Annotated in this window: 15 protein-coding genes and 1 tRNA gene; 12 read left to right on the top strand and 4 right to left on the bottom strand. The window is 72.0% G+C overall.

Features of this window, described 5'->3' with window-relative positions; genetic code table 11:
• Nucleotides 1-289 precede the first annotated feature (289 nt).
• Together topA and tmk are read left to right on the top strand one after the other, a co-directional pair.
• On the top strand, nt 290-3136 hold the full coding sequence (topA, locus tag ADX84_RS09785) for a type I DNA topoisomerase (RefSeq protein ID WP_049570913.1): 2847 nt from the start codon (nt 290-292) through the stop codon (nt 3134-3136).
• Nucleotides 3137-3410: 274 nt separating this feature from the next.
• Nucleotides 3411-5519, top strand: coding sequence for a dTMP kinase (gene tmk / locus ADX84_RS09780; protein WP_049570910.1), 2109 nt, complete (start codon nt 3411-3413; stop codon nt 5517-5519).
• Nucleotides 5520-5612: 93 nt separating this feature from the next.
• On the opposite strand, the gene ADX84_RS09775 is transcribed toward tmk, so the two are convergent.
• On the bottom strand, nt 5613-6134 hold the full coding sequence (locus ADX84_RS09775) for a pyridoxamine 5'-phosphate oxidase family protein (protein ID WP_049570983.1): 522 nt from the start codon (nt 6132-6134) through the stop codon (nt 5613-5615).
• 184 nt (nt 6135-6318) lie between these two features.
• Between ADX84_RS09775 and ADX84_RS09770 the strand changes: the two genes are divergently transcribed.
• The 6 genes from ADX84_RS09770 to ADX84_RS09750 all read left to right on the top strand — a co-directional run bounded on the left by ADX84_RS09770 (nt 6319) and on the right by ADX84_RS09750 (nt 13817).
• On the top strand, nt 6319-7491 hold the full coding sequence (locus ADX84_RS09770; RefSeq protein WP_049570907.1) for a DNA polymerase III subunit delta': 1173 nt from the start codon (nt 6319-6321) through the stop codon (nt 7489-7491).
• Nucleotides 7492-7650: 159 nt separating this feature from the next.
• The gene (locus tag ADX84_RS09765; RefSeq protein ID WP_199776541.1) at nt 7651-9195 is read left to right on the top strand and encodes an alpha/beta hydrolase; all 1545 of its coding nucleotides are present in this window, start codon (nt 7651-7653) and stop codon (nt 9193-9195) included.
• 75 nt (nt 9196-9270) lie between these two features.
• Nucleotides 9271-9346: transfer RNA gene (locus ADX84_RS09760), tRNA-Thr, on the top strand.
• Nucleotides 9347-9744: 398 nt separating this feature from the next.
• On the top strand, nt 9745-9891 hold the full coding sequence (locus ADX84_RS25985; protein ID WP_156208057.1) for a hypothetical protein: 147 nt from the start codon (nt 9745-9747) through the stop codon (nt 9889-9891).
• Nucleotides 9892-10032: 141 nt separating this feature from the next.
• Nucleotides 10033-13404 (top strand): right-handed parallel beta-helix repeat-containing protein, encoded by a 3372-nt coding sequence (locus ADX84_RS09755; protein WP_049570901.1) that lies wholly within the window; start codon nt 10033-10035, stop codon nt 13402-13404.
• Between the two features lie 59 nt (nt 13405-13463).
• Entirely contained in the window at nt 13464-13817 is a 354-nt protein-coding gene (locus ADX84_RS09750; RefSeq protein WP_049570898.1) for a hypothetical protein, read from the top strand.
• Nucleotides 13818-13829: 12 nt separating this feature from the next.
• On the opposite strand, the gene ADX84_RS26290 is transcribed toward ADX84_RS09750, so the two are convergent.
• Complete coding sequence (locus ADX84_RS26290) at nt 13830-13985, bottom strand: hypothetical protein (RefSeq protein WP_017542887.1); 156 nt, start codon at nt 13983-13985, stop codon at nt 13830-13832.
• 70 nt (nt 13986-14055) lie between these two features.
• Nucleotides 14056-14889 (bottom strand): exonuclease domain-containing protein, encoded by an 834-nt coding sequence (locus tag ADX84_RS09740; RefSeq protein ID WP_049570894.1) that lies wholly within the window; start codon nt 14887-14889, stop codon nt 14056-14058.
• Nucleotides 14890-15060: 171 nt separating this feature from the next.
• Here ADX84_RS09740 and ADX84_RS09735 point away from each other — a divergent pair, with 171 nt between their 5' ends.
• Nucleotides 15061-15276: a hypothetical protein gene (locus tag ADX84_RS09735; RefSeq protein ID WP_049570891.1), complete on the top strand. Its 216-nt coding sequence runs from the start codon at nt 15061-15063 to the stop codon at nt 15274-15276.
• Between the two features lie 58 nt (nt 15277-15334).
• On the top strand, nt 15335-15724 hold the full coding sequence (locus ADX84_RS09730; protein WP_199776539.1) for a hypothetical protein: 390 nt from the start codon (nt 15335-15337) through the stop codon (nt 15722-15724).
• Nucleotides 15725-15971: 247 nt separating this feature from the next.
• Here the strand turns inward: ADX84_RS09730 and ADX84_RS09725 are convergent, their stop codons facing one another.
• On the bottom strand, nt 15972-16532 hold the full coding sequence (locus ADX84_RS09725; RefSeq protein WP_049570886.1) for a hypothetical protein: 561 nt from the start codon (nt 16530-16532) through the stop codon (nt 15972-15974).
• Between the two features lie 551 nt (nt 16533-17083).
• Between ADX84_RS09725 and ADX84_RS09720 the strand changes: the two genes are divergently transcribed.
• Both ADX84_RS09720 and ADX84_RS09715 read left to right on the top strand, forming a co-directional pair.
• A complete protein-coding gene (locus tag ADX84_RS09720; RefSeq protein ID WP_049570882.1) occupies nt 17084-17335 on the top strand; it encodes a hypothetical protein in 252 nt (83 codons plus the stop codon).
• 125 nt (nt 17336-17460) lie between these two features.
• Nucleotides 17461-18054 (top strand): RNA polymerase sigma factor, encoded by a 594-nt coding sequence (locus ADX84_RS09715; RefSeq protein ID WP_049570878.1) that lies wholly within the window; start codon nt 17461-17463, stop codon nt 18052-18054.
• Nucleotides 18055-18080: the final 26 nt, after the last annotated feature.

Raw genomic sequence — 18080 nt, 5'->3', positions numbered from 1 at the left:
AGTCACTTTCTCGGGGTGTTCCAGGTGCTCTCCCGAGCAGGAAAAGGTTCGGGGGAGAGCGGCGCCACGGCCGGTAGCGCAGGTTACGGGCCGGTACCGGCTCGGGTTGCGCTTATTCTGCGGGTGCCGGTGGGAGAGGGCCCGACGTCCGTGGAGGGTGAGCCCCCAATGAGGGGCCAGGCCCGCTCACCGACGGGGGAGAGCCCGTAGTTCGGTTACTGTCGGTTCCCACGGGACCCGAAGGACCGCGGCCGACAGAACACGTAAGGCTAGACGTAGGGGAAACAGCGTGCCACCCACGAAGGGCAGCGCCGGCAAGAACGGCTCGAAGGACAACGCAAGCCAGGGGGCGGGTACCGCCCTCGTCATCGTCGAGTCACCAGCCAAGGCGAAGACCATCGCCGGGTACCTGGGGCGCGGCTACGTCGTCGAGTCCAGCATCGGTCACATCCGTGACCTGCCCACCAAGGCCGCGGAGATCCCCACCAAGTACCGGGGGCAGCCCTGGGCGCGGCTCGGTGTGGACGTGGACAGCGACTTCGAACCGCTCTATGTCGTCAACTCCGACAAGAAGGCGCACGTCAAGAAGCTCAAGGAGCTGATGGCGGACGCCGACGAGCTCCTGCTGGCCACAGATGAGGACCGCGAGGGTGAGGCCATCGCCTGGCACCTGCGCGAGGAACTCAATCCCAAGATCCCCGTCCGCCGGATGGTCTTCAACGAGATCACCAAGGACGCCATCCAGCACGCCGCGAACAACACGCGCGACCTGAACACCCGCCTGGTCAGCGCTCAGGAGACACGCCGCATCCTCGACCGCCTCTACGGCTACGAGGTCTCCCCCGTGCTGTGGAAGAAGGTCATGCCGAAGCTCTCGGCTGGCCGCGTGCAGTCCGTCGCGACCCGTCTGGTGGTCGAGCGCGAACGCGAGCGCATGGCGTTCACCTCCGCCGAGTACTGGGACCTCAAGGCGCTCTTCGACGCAACTGAGGCCGGGGTCCCCGACGGTCCCGCCACGTTCCCGGCGACGCTCTCCTCCGTGGACGGCAAGCGGATCGCCTCGGGGCGTGACTTCACCCCCCAGGGCACCATCCGCTCCGACCGCGACGTGCGCCAGATGGACGAGGCCACGGCCCGCGGCCTGGCCGAGCGCCTGGCCGGGGCCGGTTTCGCGGTGAAGTCGGTGGAGCGCAAGCCCTACCGCCGCTCGCCGTACGCGCCCTTCCGTACGACCACCCTCCAGCAGGAGGCCTCCCGCAAGCTCAACCTGTCCGCGAAGCAGACCATGCAGGTCGCCCAGCGGCTGTACGAGAACGGGTACATCACCTACATGCGTACCGACAGCACCACGCTGTCGGACAGCGCGATCAACGCCGCCCGCAACCAGGTGCGGCGCCTGTACGGCGGCGACTACCTGCCGGACAAGCCGCGCGTGTACGCCAAGAAGGTCAAGAACGCGCAGGAGGCCCACGAGGCCATCCGCCCCGCCGGTGAAACCTTCCGCACCCCCAACGAGACCCCGCTGTCCGGTCCCGAGCTGCGCCTGTACGACCTCATCTGGAAGCGCACCGTCGCCTCCCAGATGAAGGACGCGGTCGGCGAGTCCGTGTCCGTGCGGATCGAGGGGACCTCCTCCAACGGCGAGGTCGCCGAGTTCTCCGCCAGCGGCAAGGTCATCACCTTCCACGGCTTCCTGAAGGCCTACGTGGAGGGCTCCGACGACCCGGCCGCCGACCTCGACGACCGCGAGCGCCGCCTGCCCGCGATGTCCGAGGACGACCCGGTCAAGGCGCAGAGCCTGGAGGCCGAGGGGCACAGCACCCGGCCGCCCGCGCGCTACACCGAGGCGACCCTGGTCAAGGAGCTGGAGGAGCGGGAGATCGGCCGCCCCTCCACCTACGCCTCGATCATCGGCACCATCCTGGACCGCGGCTACGTGTTCAAGAAGGGCACGGCGCTCGTGCCGTCCTTCCTGGCCTTCGCCGTGGTGCAGCTGCTGGAGCGCCACTTCGGGAACCTGGTGGACTACGAGTTCACCGCCCGCCTGGAGGACAGCCTCGACGACATCGCCCGGGGCGAGGCCGAGAGCCTGCCGTGGCTGCGACGGTTCTACTTCGGTGGCGAGGACGCCCAGGGCAACCAGGAGACGGGGCTCAAGGAGCTGGTGGGCGACCACCTCTCCGACATCGACCCCAAGGAGGTCAGCTCCCTCCCGCTGCCCGGCACCGACATCGTGCTGCGGGTGGGGCGTTACGGCCCCTACCTGGACCGCGAGGGCGTCCGCGTGAACGTCCCGGAGGACCTGGCCCCCGACGAGCTGACCGAGGAGAAGGCCGAGGAGCTCTTCGCCCAGCCCAGCGGGGACCGCGAGCTCGGCACGGACCCGGAGACCGGCCGCATGATCGTGGCCAAGTCGGGGCGGTACGGTCCCTACGTCACCGAGGTCATCCCGGAGCCGGAGGAGCCCGAGGGCGAGACCAAGCCCAAGGCGAAGAAGGCCGCCAAGGTCAAGCCGCGGACGAGCTCGCTGCTCAAGGACATGGACCTGGACACGGTCACCCTGGAGGACGCGCTGCGCCTGCTGTCCCTGCCCCGCGTGGTGGGACAGCTCGACGGCGAGGACGTCACCGCCCAGAACGGCCGCTTCGGCCCGTACCTGAAGAAGGGCACCGACAGCCGCTCCCTGGAGACCGAGGAACAGATGTTCACGGTCACCCTGGAGGAGGCCCAGGCGATCTTCGCCCAGCCCAAGCAGCGCGGTCGCCGGGCGGCGGCCCCGCCCCTGCGCGAGCTCGGTGAGGACCCGGAGTCGGGCGCCAAGATGGTGATCAAGGACGGCCGGTTCGGTCCCTACGTCACCGACGGGGAGAGCAACGCCTCCCTGCGCAAGGGGGACGAGGTCGAGTCGATCACAGACGAGCGCGCCGCCGAACTGCTGGCCGAGCGTCGGGCCAAGGCCCCCGCCAAGAAGAAGGCCCCGGCGAAGAAGCCCGCCGCGAAGAAGACCCCGGCGAAGAAGCCCGCGGCGAAGAAGACCGCGACCACCACGGTCAAGAAGGCGGCGGCGAAGAAGCCCGCGGCCAAGAAGACCGGCGAGCCGAAGACGACGGCGAAGAGGACCACCGACGAGTCCTGACCGCCCCGATCGCGCGCCCGGGTGCACCCTCACGGGGGAGGCCCGGGCGCGCGGTTCTCCGGCTGCACGGTTCCCCGGGGCGTGTGTGGCCCCGGAGGAGACGTGACGGATACGCGACGCGGGACCCTGTTCGGGGATGATCTTCCGTACTACGCTGTGCGGGACGGATTGGGACACGAAAACGTGTGTGAACCCCGAACGTTCCCCCCGAATCACCTGGACAGGCGAGCACGCCTGTCAGTTCCTATCCCCCTCATCGATAATCTTGAGCGCTATGAGCAGATCTGCACCCCTGGGAGCGCCGGCCGAGGCGCAGAACGTCCTCGCGATAACACCCTTCAGAAGGCTGTGGATCTCGCTTTCACTCTCCAGCCTGGGTGACTGGCTGAGCCTGCTGGCGTTGGTGTCCCTCGCGGCCATCTTCACCGCGGACGGCTCCCCCCTTGTCCAGTACCTCGCCGTCAGCGGCGTCGTCGCCATCAAACTCGCCCCCGCGGTCCTGCTCAGCCCCCTTGTCGGGGCTGTCGCGGACCGTCTGGACCGGCGGTGGACGATGGTCGGCGGCGACGTCCTGCGGGGCCTCCTCTATGTGTCGATCCCCGTGGTCGGCCTGCTGTCCTCCGGTTTCACGTTGCAGTGGCTGCTGATCGCCAGCCTGCTCGCGGAGATCGTCGCCCTCCTGTGGACCCCGGCACGGGACGCCACCATCCCGACCCTCGTCCCCAAGCGGATGCTCGGTCAGGCCAACAAGCTGACCCTTCTGGCGACCTACGGCGCCGCCCCCGTCGCGGCCCTGCTGTTCGCGGTTCTGGCCTCGGTCAGCAACCTGCTGGGCGCGCTCGTGCCGTCCATGGCCAACCCCGAGGCGGACGTCGCCCTCTACCTGAACGCCCTCACGTTCTTCGTCGCCGCGATCGTCGTCGCGGGGCTGCCGCTGCCCAAGCACGCGGTGTCCAAGGCGTCGCTGAGCCCCAACCGCGACGCGAACGTCCTGCACGCGGTCTTCTCCGGCCGCGCCGCGGTCGGCGGCGGTTCGCTCGTGCGGGGCGTGGTCGTCGGGCTGGCCGTCACGGCCGCCGCTGGCGGTCTGGTGATCGGTGTGGGCCGGGCGCACGTGGAGAACCTCGGCGCGGGCAACGCCGGTTTCGGTGTCCTGGTCGCCGCGCTCTTCCTGGGCCTGGGACTGGGGATCGTCTCCGGTCCGCGCGTCCTCAAGCAGTTCAGCAGGCGCCGCCTGCTCGGGCTGGCCGTCGTCCTGGCGGCCCTGGCCCTGCTCTTCACCGGGGCCATCGGCGACATGGTGCTCTCCGCCGTCCTGGCGCTGGTCCTCGGAACGGGCGCCGGTCTGGCGTGGGTGACCGGAACGTCCCTGGTCGGCGTGGAGGTCGAGGAGGAGCAGCGGGGCGCCGCGTTCGCCCTCCTGCACGGCACGGGCAGGCTGGCCCTGCTCGCGGGCGCCGTCCTGGCCCCGCTGGTCGCCGGTTTCGCCGGGGACCACGTGATCCCGCTCGGCGGCCCGCTCAGCTACGACCTGCACGGCAGCGGTCTGGTCCTGATGGCGGGGGGCCTGCTCGCCGTCGTCGGGGCGATCGTCGCCCACCAGCAGGTCAACCGGGACGACCCGGAGGCCGGGCCCGGTCTGCTCCCCGAACTCTTCGCGGCCCTGCGCGGGATCACGCCCACCGCCGACCAGGAGGAGGACGCACGGATCACCGGCGCCTTCATCGTCCTGGAGGGCGGCGAGGGCGCGGGCAAGTCCACCCAGGTGCGTGAGCTGACGGTGTGGCTGCGCGACCAGGGCTTCGAGGTGGTGGGCACCCGTCAGCCGGGCGCCACCAAGCTCGGCATGCGCCTGCGCGGCATCCTGCTCGACCGCGAGAACTCGCACATCACCAACCGCGCCGAGGTCCTGCTCTACGCGGCAGACAAGGCCGACCACGTGGAGCAGGAGATCCTGCCCGCGCTGCGCCGGGGCGCCGTGGTGATCAGCGACCGCTACGTGGACTCGCTGCTCGCCTACCAGGGCGCCGGGCGCGACCTGGAGGTCGACGAGGTCGGCCGGATCAGCTCGTGGGCCACCCAGGACCTGGTCCCGGACCTGACGGTGCTGCTGGACGTGCGTCCCGAGGACGGGCTGTCGCGGCTGGGCGGGCCGGCCGACCGCATCGAGTCGGAGTCGGTGGAGTTCCACGCGCGGGTCCGCAAGGGCTTCCGTGAGCTGGCCGAGCAGGACCCGGACCGCTACCTGGTGCTCGACGCCCGTGAGCCGCAGGAGAAGATCACCCGGGAGATCCAGCGCCGGATGCGTCCGCTGCTGCCCGACCCGATCGACTCCAGCTCCGAGGCGGTCACGGGCATGATCCCGGTGATCCGTCCCGAGTAGGACCGGTTCGCGAGCGTGGGGCCCCTTCCCTGGTGGGAGGGGCCCCTTCGCTGTCGGGGGCCACCTGGCGCGGGGCGGGTGCCGCCCCGGGACTCAGGTGAACGTGTACCGGGTCTGGCTGAACACGGGTGCCTTGCCGAAGGCGAAGGCCTTCACCGGGGTGACCCGGACGACCAGGACCCCGGAACCGCGCACCGCGTCGGGGAGCCCGAACCAGGTGCCGCCCTCGGCGGTGACGGCGGGACCGTACTTCTCCTCGTAGGCGCTGGCGATCCGGTCCAACGCGGCCGGGTCGTCCACGGGTGCGCCGGTGCCCTCGACGACCACGTCCGGGCCGCCCTCCAGCGCGTTGTCACCCGTGCTCATGGCGCAGTGCGGGTTCGCGGACAGGTTGAGGGCCTTGCGTTCCTCCCTTCCGGTGCAAAAGCACGCGGTGCCGTCCACCCACACGCCCAGCAGGGGGGTCGCGTGGGGGCGGCCGTCGGGGCGCACGGTCGTCACCCAGTACAGGGGTGCGTCGGCCATGACGGCGCGGGTCCGTTCCCAGGGGATCGGTTCGGCGCCGGGGTTGCCGAACTCCGGGCAGGCCTCGACCAGGGGCGCGGGTGCGTTCACGTTGACCACCTTCTTCCTCTCACGAGGACAGACTCGCTGAGCGAGACGAACTCATCGGTGCGCCTCGCCGGTGGGGACGCGCCGGTGCGCCTCGCCGCTGGGGAGGGCCTGTGGAAAACGGTCCCGGTGTCGGCGGGGGCTCCTATTCTGGAACCAGACATTCCATGTGCTCCGGGGGGCAAGCTTGACGGTCTTCGACGACCTCGTCGGCCAGGAGGCGGCGAGCGCGCAGCTGGGGCGTGCCGTGGCGGGCGCGGCCGACCTCCTCGCCGGGGGGCGCGGCGCCGGGATGACCCACGCCTGGCTGTTCACCGGCCCGCCCGGGTCCGGTCGGGAGGAGGCGGCGCGCGCCTTCGCCGCCGCCCTCCAGTGCCGGGCCGGGGGGTGCGGACACTGCGACTCCTGCCACCAGGTGCTGGCCGGAACCCACCCGGACGTGCTGTACGTGCAGCCCAGCGGCCTGAGCTTCGGTGTGGCCGCCACCCGTAACCTCGTGCTCCGTGCCGGGTCCAAGCCCTCCGGCGGGAACTTCCGGATCGTGCTCTTCGAGGACGCCGACCGCGCCACCGAGGCCGCCTCCAACGCGCTCCTCAAGGCCGTGGAGGAACCCTCACCGCGCACGGTCTGGTTGCTGTGCACGCCCACCCCGGACGACCTCCTCATCACCATCCGCTCCCGCTGCCGACTGGTCACCCTGGCCACCCCCGGCACCGGTCAGATCGTGGACGCCCTCGTCCAGCGCGACGGGGTGGACAGGACCGCCGCCGAGGCGGCCGCCAGGGCCGCGGCCGGCAGGGTCGACCGGGCCCGGCAACTGGCCACCGACCCGGAGGCGCGGCGCAGACGGGAGGAGGTGCTGTCCGTCCCCGCCGGACTCGACGGGCTCGGGGCCTGCGTCACCGCGGCCGCGCGCCTGTTCGAGATCGCCGAGGAGGAGTCCAAGGCGCTCACCACGGCCCTGAACGAGAAGGAGAAGGACGAGCTCAAGGCGGCCTTCGGCGAGGGTTCCACCGGCAAGGGCGTGGCCAAGGCCGTCCGTGGCGCGGCGGGGGCGCTCAAGGACCTCGACGAGCGGCAGAAGCGCAGAGCCACCCGGATCAAACGGGACTCCTACGACCGGGCGCTGCTCGACCTGGCCGCCTTCTACCGGGACGTGCTCGCCCTCCAGTTGGGCGCGTCGGTGGAGCTGTCCACGGCCGAACGCTCCGGGGACCTGGAACGGATCGCCCGTTCCGGCACCCCCGAGTCCACGCTGCGCAGAATCGACGCGATCATGACCTGCCGTGGACGGATCGCGGCCAACGTGCACCCGCAGATCGCCATGGAGGCCATGACCTCCGCGCTCCTGGCGGGATAGGACCCGGGGCGCGGGCGGCCACGGCGAACGGGAGAATGGTTCGGTCACGCGTCGGCGCGGCCGGGCACGGACGGGCGTCGTCCGGAGCCGCGTTCCCACGGGCGTGGCCACGGATTCGAGTGAAGGCGGTTACGGGTGGGCACGAGGTATCGGGGTCCGTTGGCGGCGCTGCTCGCCGGGACTGTGCTGGTCTCCGGCTGCACGAGCGGTGGTGACGAGGACGCGACCGGCGACGACAACGCCGCCCGGGTGGAGGTCACCGAGCAGGAACTGGCCTGGGAGGAGTGCGAGACCGGCCTGCCCGACAGCGAGTGCGCCGTCTTCGAGGTGCCGCTGGACTACGACGAACCCGGCGGTGAACGGATCGAGATCGCCGTGAAGCGGCTCCCCGCCACCGGCGACGAGGTCGTCGGATCGCTGCTGGTCAACCCCGGCGGTCCCGGCGGCTCCGGTCACGACTTCGTGGACCACGCCCCCTACACCGTCAGCGAGCCGGTCCGCGAGAGCTTCGACGTGGTCGGGTTCGACCCGCGCGGCGTGGGCCGCAGCACCCCGCTCACCTGCCTGGACGCCGAGGGGATCGACGCGTTCCTGGGCACGGACTACGGCGACGGCGAGGGGGCGGACGACCTCGCCGATCTCGGCCCCGAGGGACTGGCCGAGATCGAGGCCAACAGCCGGGCGTTCGTCGAGGCCTGTGAGGAGAACGACCCCGAGCTCATGCGCAACATCGGCACCGCCGACGTGGCCCGCGACATGGACGTGCTGCGCGGCCTGCTCGGGGACGAGGAACTCACCTACCTCGGCGCCTCCTACGGGACCCACATCGGTGCGCAGTACGCCGAGCAGTTCCCGGATCGGGTGCGGGCACTCGTGCTCGACGGCGCGGTCGACCCGAGCCAGGACCAGCTGAGTGTGAGCGTGGAGCAGGCCACCGGGTTCGAGACGGCGCTGCGCTCCTTCGTCGAGGACTGCCTCACCAGACCCGACTGCCCGTTGGGCGCCCGGGGAAGCGGCGTCGACGAGGGCATCGCCGCGCTGGACACCTTCCTGGAGGGCGCCGCGGACCAGCCCCTGACCAACTCCACGGGCGACGGCCGTGAGGTCAACCGTGCCCGCGCCGAACTCGGCGTGCTCGCCGCCCTGTACACGGAGAACTGGTGGCCGCGCGTGCGCGAGGCGCTCACCGACGCGATGGAGGAGGGCGACGGCACCGGCCTGCTGCTGCTCGGTGACGACCTCTACGGGCGCGGCGACCTGGCCGAGTACGAGAACTCCACCGCCGCCCTCACCGCGGTGAACTGCTCGGACTCGGTCGCCCCACGGGAGGTGGAGGCCTACGCGGAGGCGGCGGCCGAAGCGGCCGAGGAGTCGCCGATGTTCGGCCCGATGCTGGCCTGGGGTGCGCTGACCTGCGCGTTCTGGCCGGAAGAGGCGGTCGCTCCGCTCGGGGAGCTCAACGCCGTCGGCGCCGACCCGATCATGGTGGTGGGCACCACACGTGACTCCGCGACCCCCTACGCCTGGTCCGAGGCGCTCGCCGCCCAACTGGAGTCGGGCTTCCTGGTGACCCGCGACGGCGACGGCCACACCGGTTACCGGATGGGGGACGCCTGCGTGGACACGGTCGTCGACGAGTACCTGCTGGAGCTGACCGTGCCCGAGGACGGGCTGGCCTGCGCCAGCCACCTCGAGGCCGGATAGCAGGGGCCGGTTCGCGTCACTCGGCGGAGGCGCTAGACTGGCTTCTGCTTCGCCACGCGCACCGCGTGGCGATGTGCCGCCTTAGCTCAGTCGGCAGAGCGATTCACTCGTAATGAATAGGTCATCGGTTCGATTCCGATAGGCGGCTCCAGCCAGAACGCCACCCCACACCGGGGTGGCGTTTCGCGTTGGGGGCCAACCGGGTGGCCAAAGGGTCCAGGGGCCTACTCGGCGAACAGGTCGCCCATGACGTCGCCCCCTCCGCGATCACCGGACGCAGCTCCCTCCGGTGGACCCGTGATGTCGCGCGCTACGTTCGTCCGCCCCTGTATGCAGGCAGACCCTCGACGTCCACCGCCCGGGTCCACAGCCAGCCCCCGCGTGCCCCGTCCCCTCGTTGGGCTCGGTGACCTCGGAACGTACGGAGGACGCGGTCGTGGCCGAGGAGGGGTCGGTCTGGAGGCCGACGTGACCAGGGACGGCCGCCGTGTCGGGCTGGTGTCGCCGCGCCACGACCCTTGGAATCTTTGCGATCCGGGAGGCCGGAACGTGCTCACGGGCGCACGCGCCCGTCCGGACGCCGTGGTCGAGACCTGCGACGTGACCCTTCAGGAGAACGGCGGCGGGGGTCCGGGAGTACGTTCCCTCACCGAAGAGGTGACCCGGGAGTACGTCCGATCGGGCGGGGTCGGCTGAGCTGGCGTTCGGGGGTTTCTGACCGACCCTGGCCACAGGTCTGTGCGTCGTCCCGGGTTCCCGGCCTCCCAGGTGGATACGGTACCTATCGCAGACCCTCCGGCGCGGCGCCGGGGCCGATACCCCCATGGGAGTCGATGGATGATCACGGTCCGCGTCTCGAAGACAGATCCCGCCGCCACTTCCTCACTCGGGAAAGCGGTCCGGGAACACCGTTACGCCGGGGCGGACCTGCACCTGCGCGTCGCACCGGGTGAGTACGTGGAGCCGTTGGTGATCGGCGTGCGGGGACGGGTGGTCGTGACACCCGAGGAGGGCGCCGGGACCGTGACGGTGGTCGCCACCGGCGAGACCAACGTGTTCAACGTGCACGAGGGCGGCAGCCTGGAGCTCCACGGGATCTCCGTGCGGAGCACCTCGGAGGAGTACCCGCCGCTGTACGTGCAAAAGGACGCCCGGCTCAAGGCGGTGGACTGCGTCTTCACCGCGCCACGGCGGGTCAACGTGGTGGGCGCCCGCGCGGAGGTCGTCGGCTGCCGGTTCGAGGACAGCGGGCTGCTCTGGGACGGCAGTGAGGGCAGTGTCAGCGAGTGCTACTTCGCCGGGGCGGTGATCGCCGTCCAGGGCAGGTGCAGCCCGAAGATCAGCGGGACGGTCTTCACGGGCGCCCACGACGACTGGCACACCCTGTACGTGGCCAACGCGTCCCCGGAGTTCACCGACTGCGCGCTGGTCGACGGCGGCGGGGTGTACGTGCGGGACCGGGCGCGGGCGGAGTTCACCGACCTCCGGGTCACGGGCTCCTACGACTGGCCGGTGCGGGTCTACGAGCGCTCCAGGGCCACCTTCACCCGCATGGTGGTGGAGGGCGCCCGCAAGGAGGACACCGACGCGTTCTTCGTCCACGGCGACTCCGAGGCCACCCTGAACGACTGCGAGATCACCGACGCCACCCGGACCGGGGTGGCGATCGAGGGCGGCAAACTCACCGTCGAGGGGCTGACGGTGGACGGCACCGCCACGGACGCGGTACTCGTGGACGGCGGCCAGGCCGACGTCACCGACCTGCGGTGCACCCGGATCGGCAAGGCCGCCCTGCTCATCGCGGACGGCGCCCGGGTCACCGTCTCCGGGATGTCCGTCGCGGAGAGCGGAGTGGAGGAGCGCGGCGCCATCGCCTCGGTCCGCTCCCGGTTCGAGGTGAGCGACCTCAGGGTCAGCCGCTGGCACGGACCGATGGCGATCGTGGTGGGCGGCCGTGGCTACTTCGAGGACATCGTCGGCCACGACGTGGGCTCGGGCATCCACAGCCGTGAGGACGCCACCCTGACGGTGCGCGGCATGGTGCTGCGGGACGCCCGCGAGGACGGGCTCAACATCCTCGACGGCACCGAGGTGCAGCTCCACCAGGCCGACCTCTCCGACTGCGGTGAGGACGCCGTCTACGTCCAGGGCGGGCACGTCACGGTGCGCTCCTCCACTCTGTCCGGCAGCGGGGAGCGCGGGATCCGGGTGGGGGAGGGCGGCGTGGCCGCCCTGGAGGACACCTCCATCCGGGACGGGCGCGGGGACGGGGTCATGGTGGAGGAGGGCGGCCGGGTTCGGTTGGTGCGGTGCACCGTGACCGGCAACGACGAGGAGGGCCTGTGGGCCGCCGACAGCTCGTCGGTGTACCTGGAGGAGACCACCTTCAGCGGCAACCGGGGCGGGGACGCCAACCAGGGCGGAAACGGCGACCGGGCGGCCGCCCGGGTCGCGGGGACGGGGGCGGCCCGTCCCGACGAGGGCGGGACGGCGGCGCAGGAGTCCGGTGACGCGACCGTGCGGGACCGGGCCCGCCCGCTGGAGACCCTGCTGGCCGAACTGGAGGGGTTGGTGGGGCTGGACCGTGTGAAGAAGGAGGTCCGCGCCCTCGTCAACATCCAGACGGTGAGCGCCAAGCGTATGGAGGCGGGGTTCCCGCCGCTCAACGTCAGCCGCCACCTGGTGCTCTCCGGGCCCTCCGGGTCGGGCAGGGCGACCGTGGCCCGACTCTACGGGGAGATCCTGCGCTCGCTCGGCCTGCTCAGCCAGGGACAGTTCGTGACGGCCTCACGGGACGACCTGGTGGCCGACCGCGGGGTCGGCAGCGCCCAGAGGACGGCGGACCTGGTGGAGCGGGCCCGGGGCGGCGTGCTGTTCGTGGCGGAGGCGTACGCGCTGTCCCGGGGCGACGGTTCGGGACAGGAGGCGGTCGACACCCTGTCCGGGCTCATGGAGGAGCTCCGCGACGAGGTGGTGGTGGTTCTGTCCGGGCCCACCAACGGGATGCGGGCGCTCCTGGACGCGAACCCGGAGCTGCGCGCGCGGGTGGCGCGCACCGTGGAGTTCGAGGGCTACTCCCCGGAGCAGCTCGGCGGGATCTTCGAGGGCATGGCCGAGGAACGCGGCTACACCCTGGGTGAGGGGGCGCGCGACCTCCTGCTCCGGCACTTCCGGGGGCGGATCGCGGAGGGTTCCTTCGGTCACGGCCGGGAGGCGCGAGCCGTGTTCGAGGAGGTGCTCCGGGTCCAGGCCGAACGCATCACGGCGGGTGGGTACCAGACCGTCGCGGACCTCACCCGGATCCGGACCGACGACCTCGGGGGTGTGGTGGCCGAGGGCCGGGCCACGGCCACCGAGGCGGTGGACGGGGTCCGGGTGAACGCCCTGCTGGCGAGCCTGGACGGCATGGTGGGGCTCGGAGAGGTCAAGCGCCAGGTGAAGGGGCTGACAGACCTCCTGTGCCGGGCCCGTTCGGAGGGCGACCGGCCCCCGGCCGCCCGGCACCTGGTGTTCCTGGGGCCGCCGGGAACCGGGAAGGGCACGGTGGCGCGGCTCTACGGGGAGCTGCTGGCGGCCGTGGGGGTCCTGCCCCGTGGGCACGTGGTGGAGGCCTCGCCGGGGAGCCTGGTGGGGCCGCCGGGACAGCGGGGGCCCGGGAGGGTCGCGCTGCGCACTCGCGAACTGTTCGAGCGGGCGCGCGGGGGCCTGCTGCTCCTGTCCGACGCCGAGGTGCTGAACAGGGACTTCACCGGAGGTCGCGGGGTCGGGCAGGAGGTGGTCGACACCCTGCTGCGGCTCATGGAGGAGCACCGGGACGAGGTCGTGGTGGTCGTGTCCGGCCGGGCCCGGGAGACGACCGGGTTCCTCGCGGACCACCCCGGCCTGGCGGCGCGGCTCTCGCGGACCCTGGAGTTCTCCTCCTACGACAGGGAGGAGCTGGCGGCCATCTTCGTCGGGATGGCGGAGCGGGCCGACCTCCTGGTGCCGGAGGCGACCCGGCGTGCGCTGTCGGAGCTGCTGGGGGTGGACTCCCGGGGCCTGGCCGAGGGCGGCGGGCACCGGGTGCGCGCGCTGTTCGAGGCCGGTCTGACCAGGCAGGCGAGGCGGATCGAGGCGGCGGCGCTGTCGGGGGAGAGCCCCGACGTGGACCAGCTCCGGACCCTGCTGCCGGAGGACCTTCCCACCGGGGGACCCGACTTGGGGGAATGATTACTCAGCGTGTGGGGGTGATGCGCCTGCTGTGTCCGAAGTATGGGTAAGTGGGCGTTATGAGTCTGATGTTCATGCTGTTCGCCCTGATGGGTGCCGTGGTCGTCCTCGGCGGTGGCTCCTACGCCCTGCGCCGCGTCCTCGCCCACATGGACCCGCCCATGACGGTGGCGGAGCCCGAACCGCCCCCGAGGGTCGGGCCCGACCCGCACGTGGGCGGGTACGTCCCGGTCCAGGGCCACCCCGACGAACTGCCCGCCGAACTCCGCGCGCGGGTGCGCAACCTGGTCGCGCTGGGTCACACCGACGACGCGGTCCGGATGGTGCGGACCCGCCTCGGCGCTGACGAGGTGCGTGCGCGCGGGGTCGTGCGACGCCTGGGCGGCGAGGAACGGCCCGCGCTCGAACCCTGAACCGGGCGGGCCTCAGACCCTCCGGCGGTTCTGGAGCCAGCCCCACACGGCGGTCGCGACGAACAGCAGACCGCCGATCACCGCCAGCCAGAACAGTCCCCTGATCACCACTCCGAGGATGGCGAGGATCAGCCAGACGGCGAGCAGGACGAGGACGAGGTAGAGCATGTGGACCCCCGGGTAGTCAGCGTTTTCGGTGACCTACCCCGAGGCCCGACCTCCAAAGCCGCGCCGCCCCTCAGGGCCAGGTGCCGTCGATCACGGTTCCGTGGTCGGGCTTCTCCCGGTCCAGCCACTCCTGCCGCCTGCGGGCGAACTCCAGGGCCCACTCCACCTGGCGCCGGTGCAGCTCCGGCAGGGTCAGCGCGGCGGTCTCGGCGTGGCGGGCCCCGATCTCCCATGCCAGGGCCAGCGCGGCCCGGGCGTCGCCCCCGGCGGTGTGCGCGTCGGTCAGCGGGACCCCGTAGTACGCGCACAGGTCGCCCAGGGTGCGCCTGCCACGCCGGAAGGGCTCCACGGCGCGGTCGATCACCAGCGGGTCCACGATCGGCTCCGGCGGGCGGCCGAGAGCCTCGGCGAGCGGACCCAGACCGTGCCTGCGGTGCTCGGCGTCGACCAGGGTGAGGTCGAAGGGCGCGTTGAACACGACCAGCCCCCCGCCCCGGCCCAGGTGTCCGGCGAGCGCCTCGGCGATCTCCCTCAGGCACTCCACGGCGGGACGGCCCTCGGCGCGCGCCCGCTCGGTGCTGATGCCGTGGACGGCCACCGCTCCGGCGGGGATCTCCTTCTCACCGGGATCGACCAGCCACGTGCGTCGGTGGCCGTCGACGTCGATCAGGGCGGCCGACACCAGGAAGGCGGTGGCCGGGTCCGGCGACGAGGTCTCGGTGTCGAACCCGAGCAGGTCGAGGGTGTGCCAGCCGGGGTGCTCGCCGCGCGGTGGCGGGACCGGGCGCGGTTCGTGCCCGACACAGTAGGTGCGCCAGCGGGCGTCCACCCTGAGGAGGGAGCCCTCTCCGGTCGCCACCAGGACCGAACAGGTGGAACAGGTGCCGGGGTAGCGGTTGCGCATGGGGTCCCTCTCCGACCGGGCGGTCTCCCGGTGCCTGCCTCGGCGTCACCGCCGTGAACAGCGGCGATTCGGAACCATCGTAGGCGCGGAGGAGGACGTCCCAGGCTGTGGGGTGACGGGGCCCATGTGGCGAGTGTGTGCGGGTGCCCAATTCTGGGGAAGGGAAGGAGCATGAGTCTGGAAGAGGCATCACGTCAGCTGGAAGCGACCATCCACGACGCGCGGGTCGCGTTCGACTGCATCCTGCTGGAGGAACTGGATCGGGCGCACACCAACGCGATCACCGCCAGGGCCGCCGTGGACGCGGCCGAGCAGGCCATCCGGGTGGAACTGGAGAGGCGCACGGCCGAGAAGAAGGAAAAGGAAGAGGCCGACACCCCCGAATGATCGGAGGGCTCCGCGATCCCGGGGCCGTGGACATCGAACATACTTTCGAACAGCGGGTATGCTGTGTGGTATGCCCGATCAGTCCCTGACATCGGACTGGCCCGCGAGTGTGCACCCACCCGGGTCGGACTCCTTCGAGCAGACGGCCCTGGAGTGGCTGTTCGACCACGTGCCCGCCGACTACCGGCTGCACGGGGTTCTGCGACGTCATCCCGTGGCCCTCTCCCGGTTGGCGCGCCAGTACGTCTCCGCGACGCTGGACGCGGCCCGGGAGGGGTACCGCACGGCCCGCGTGGACCTACGCGGCCAACTCCCTCCGCACGCGCTCGACCAGGTGATGAACGCCTACCTCGCCGAGGGACGGCGCACCGCCGAGGTCCTGCGCGCGGTCGAGGCCGTGGACGGCGCCCTGCGCGCCGCGGCCCCGGGTCGGGGCCGCGATGAGTGAACCTCCGAGGCACGGCACCCCCGGACGGTCCGGAGCGCGTCCCGCGGACACGCGGACCACCTCGGGCCCGGGGTCCCCGTCGCCGCCGGAGGCGGCGGTCTGCGCCCCGGCACCATCCGGACCAACCCCGGACGTCCGGTCGATCCCGAAGCCGGTGTCACCGGGGCCGGGACGGGCACTCCTGCCGACGCCGGGGGAGGGGGAGGACCCACCACACGCCACCGTCCCGGTGCGCCGATCGGGAGGGTCAGACGCTCACCCGGACCAGGACGGCGACCTCGTCGCCGGTGTTCACCAGGTGGTGGTGGCCCTGGGAGGAGCTCCCGGCGCCGCCCACCACGCGGGTGCGGCCGGTGGCCAACTCCGCGGCCGAACGCATCTGGCCGTCGGCGCCGGACGTGATCAGGTGCGCCCTCCCGCTGACCAGGTGCAGCACCTCCATGCCGTGCGAGCGGTCCGGGCGCCGGGCCGGACCGGGCACGAAGCTGTTCGGTTCCAGGGCCACGGTGGTCACCCGGAACCGGCCGCCCACGTGGCGGCGGGCGCTGCGCGGCGCGGGCTGCCAGTGGCCCCTGCGGGTCGGCCACAGGGTCGGGCGGCGCAGCGACTCGGCGGCGCCACGCGCGGCGGCGACCAACTGGCCCACGGTGGGCAGACGGCGTTCCGCCAGGTGGGAGTAGCCGGAGGCGCGTCCGGCGTCGACCACGTCGCCGATCCCGTCGAGGGAGACCGACGCGGCGCGCGGACGGGGAGCGGGCTCGGTGGTTCCGGGACGGGCGGCGCTCGTGGCCAGGGCCTGCTGGGACATCGTGGGAAGATCCTTCACGTGTACGCGGCCGGGTTCGGTGACCGGAGCCGCGAGGGTGTCGTCAATGGGCCCCGGACGGTGCGGGGCGGCAGGGGCGGCCACACCGAACGCACGTTCGGAGAGGACAATCACCCTGGTGGAGTTCGCTCGCGGGCCAGTCACACCGGATGGTGGAGGCCGCTCGCGGACTGGTCGGGCGGGGTCGGTCGACTCAGACCCCTCGGCAACGACTCAGCGACGACAACACGGACACGCCGCACGGGCCAGGTGGCAGGAGACCCAGGGGGTCGTACGAGCCGTGGCGTCGGTGCGGGTGCGCGGATACATGAAGGTAAGGAGACCAGCAAAGTCGGTGGCGCGTCAAGCGAACGCCGGGAATCGTGCGTGTCGGACCACTTACCGGTCTGCCCGGAACGTGTTGCGGGCGGCGTCCCGTGGTGGTGACATGTGGAACCCGAGAACACGGCGCGTCCGTCGAACCGGAGACCATCCCCCAGTACAGCCGTAGCGACAGGAGTGGCCGTGCAGCCGTCCGTCCCCAGAGGGCAGCCTTGACCCCGGAGGCACCGGGCCTGTGGGCGCGTGTACTGGTGCGCGCCCTCGTGGTGGTCGCCGCCGGTGTGATGGCGCTCGGCTTCCTGGGCCCCGGAGCGGCACTGCTGGTCGCCTTCCTGACCGCCCTCACCCACGTGCTGCTGTGGGCCCGTTCCCGTTACGCGGGCTTCCTGTTCGTCGATCCGGGGGAGGAACCTCCCGGTGATCGGGACGACCCCCCGGAACCGCCCCGGGGGACCTCGGACTGAGGTCACACTCGCCCCTCGGGAAGGCCCGCCGAGCAGGTAGGAGCCGGTCCAGGTGTGCGACGGTACGATCGCGGCACCGGCGAGCCGTGGGTCACCGCGCCGCGCGCGGCGTAGATTCTAGGTCTATGACGGACCGGGATCTTCTGCACGCCCTGCGCTTCGACCGGGGCGACACGGCGGACGCCTACGCGAGACTCCTCGACGCCTACGGAGACGAGCTGTACCGGCGTTGCATCCTGGTCCTTCGCGACCGGGACGCCGCGCACGTCGTCCTCAGGGACACCCTGATCGTCGCCCGCGCGCACATCGGACGCCTGCCGAACGCCGAGCGGTTCAGGGAGTGGCTGCACGCCCTGACGGAGGCCGAGTGCTCCCGCTACCTGGGAAGCCACCAGGCGCACCGGGCCTGGGACGCCCACCCCCTGGCCCTGCCCGCGAGGGCGGACCTGGTCCGGGCGCGGGTCCTCAACGGCATCGGCAGACCGGAACTGGCCGGGTACCGCACACACGTCGCCGCCCGGGCCGACCGCTTCGACCGCGACGGCTTCCCGTTGCCTCCCGGCCACGGGCCCCTCGCGGACGGGCCGCTGCCCCAGTTGTCCTTCGTCATCGCCCTGCTGTGCGCGCTGCTGGTGCTCGTCCTGGCCGGGTACGCGCTGACCCGTGACCCCGGCCGTGAACTGGGCACGGGCGAACCCCAGATCGCCGGGGCCTCCTGACCCCGGGCACGGCGAAGGCCCGGCGG

Origin of the sequence: Nocardiopsis sp. SBT366, assembly GCF_001083815.1 — a bacterium.
GTDB lineage: Bacteria > Actinomycetota > Actinomycetes > Streptosporangiales > Streptosporangiaceae > Nocardiopsis > Nocardiopsis prasina.
Note: the sequence above shows the minus strand (reverse complement) of the source record. Positions and strands in the feature narration are given on the sequence as shown.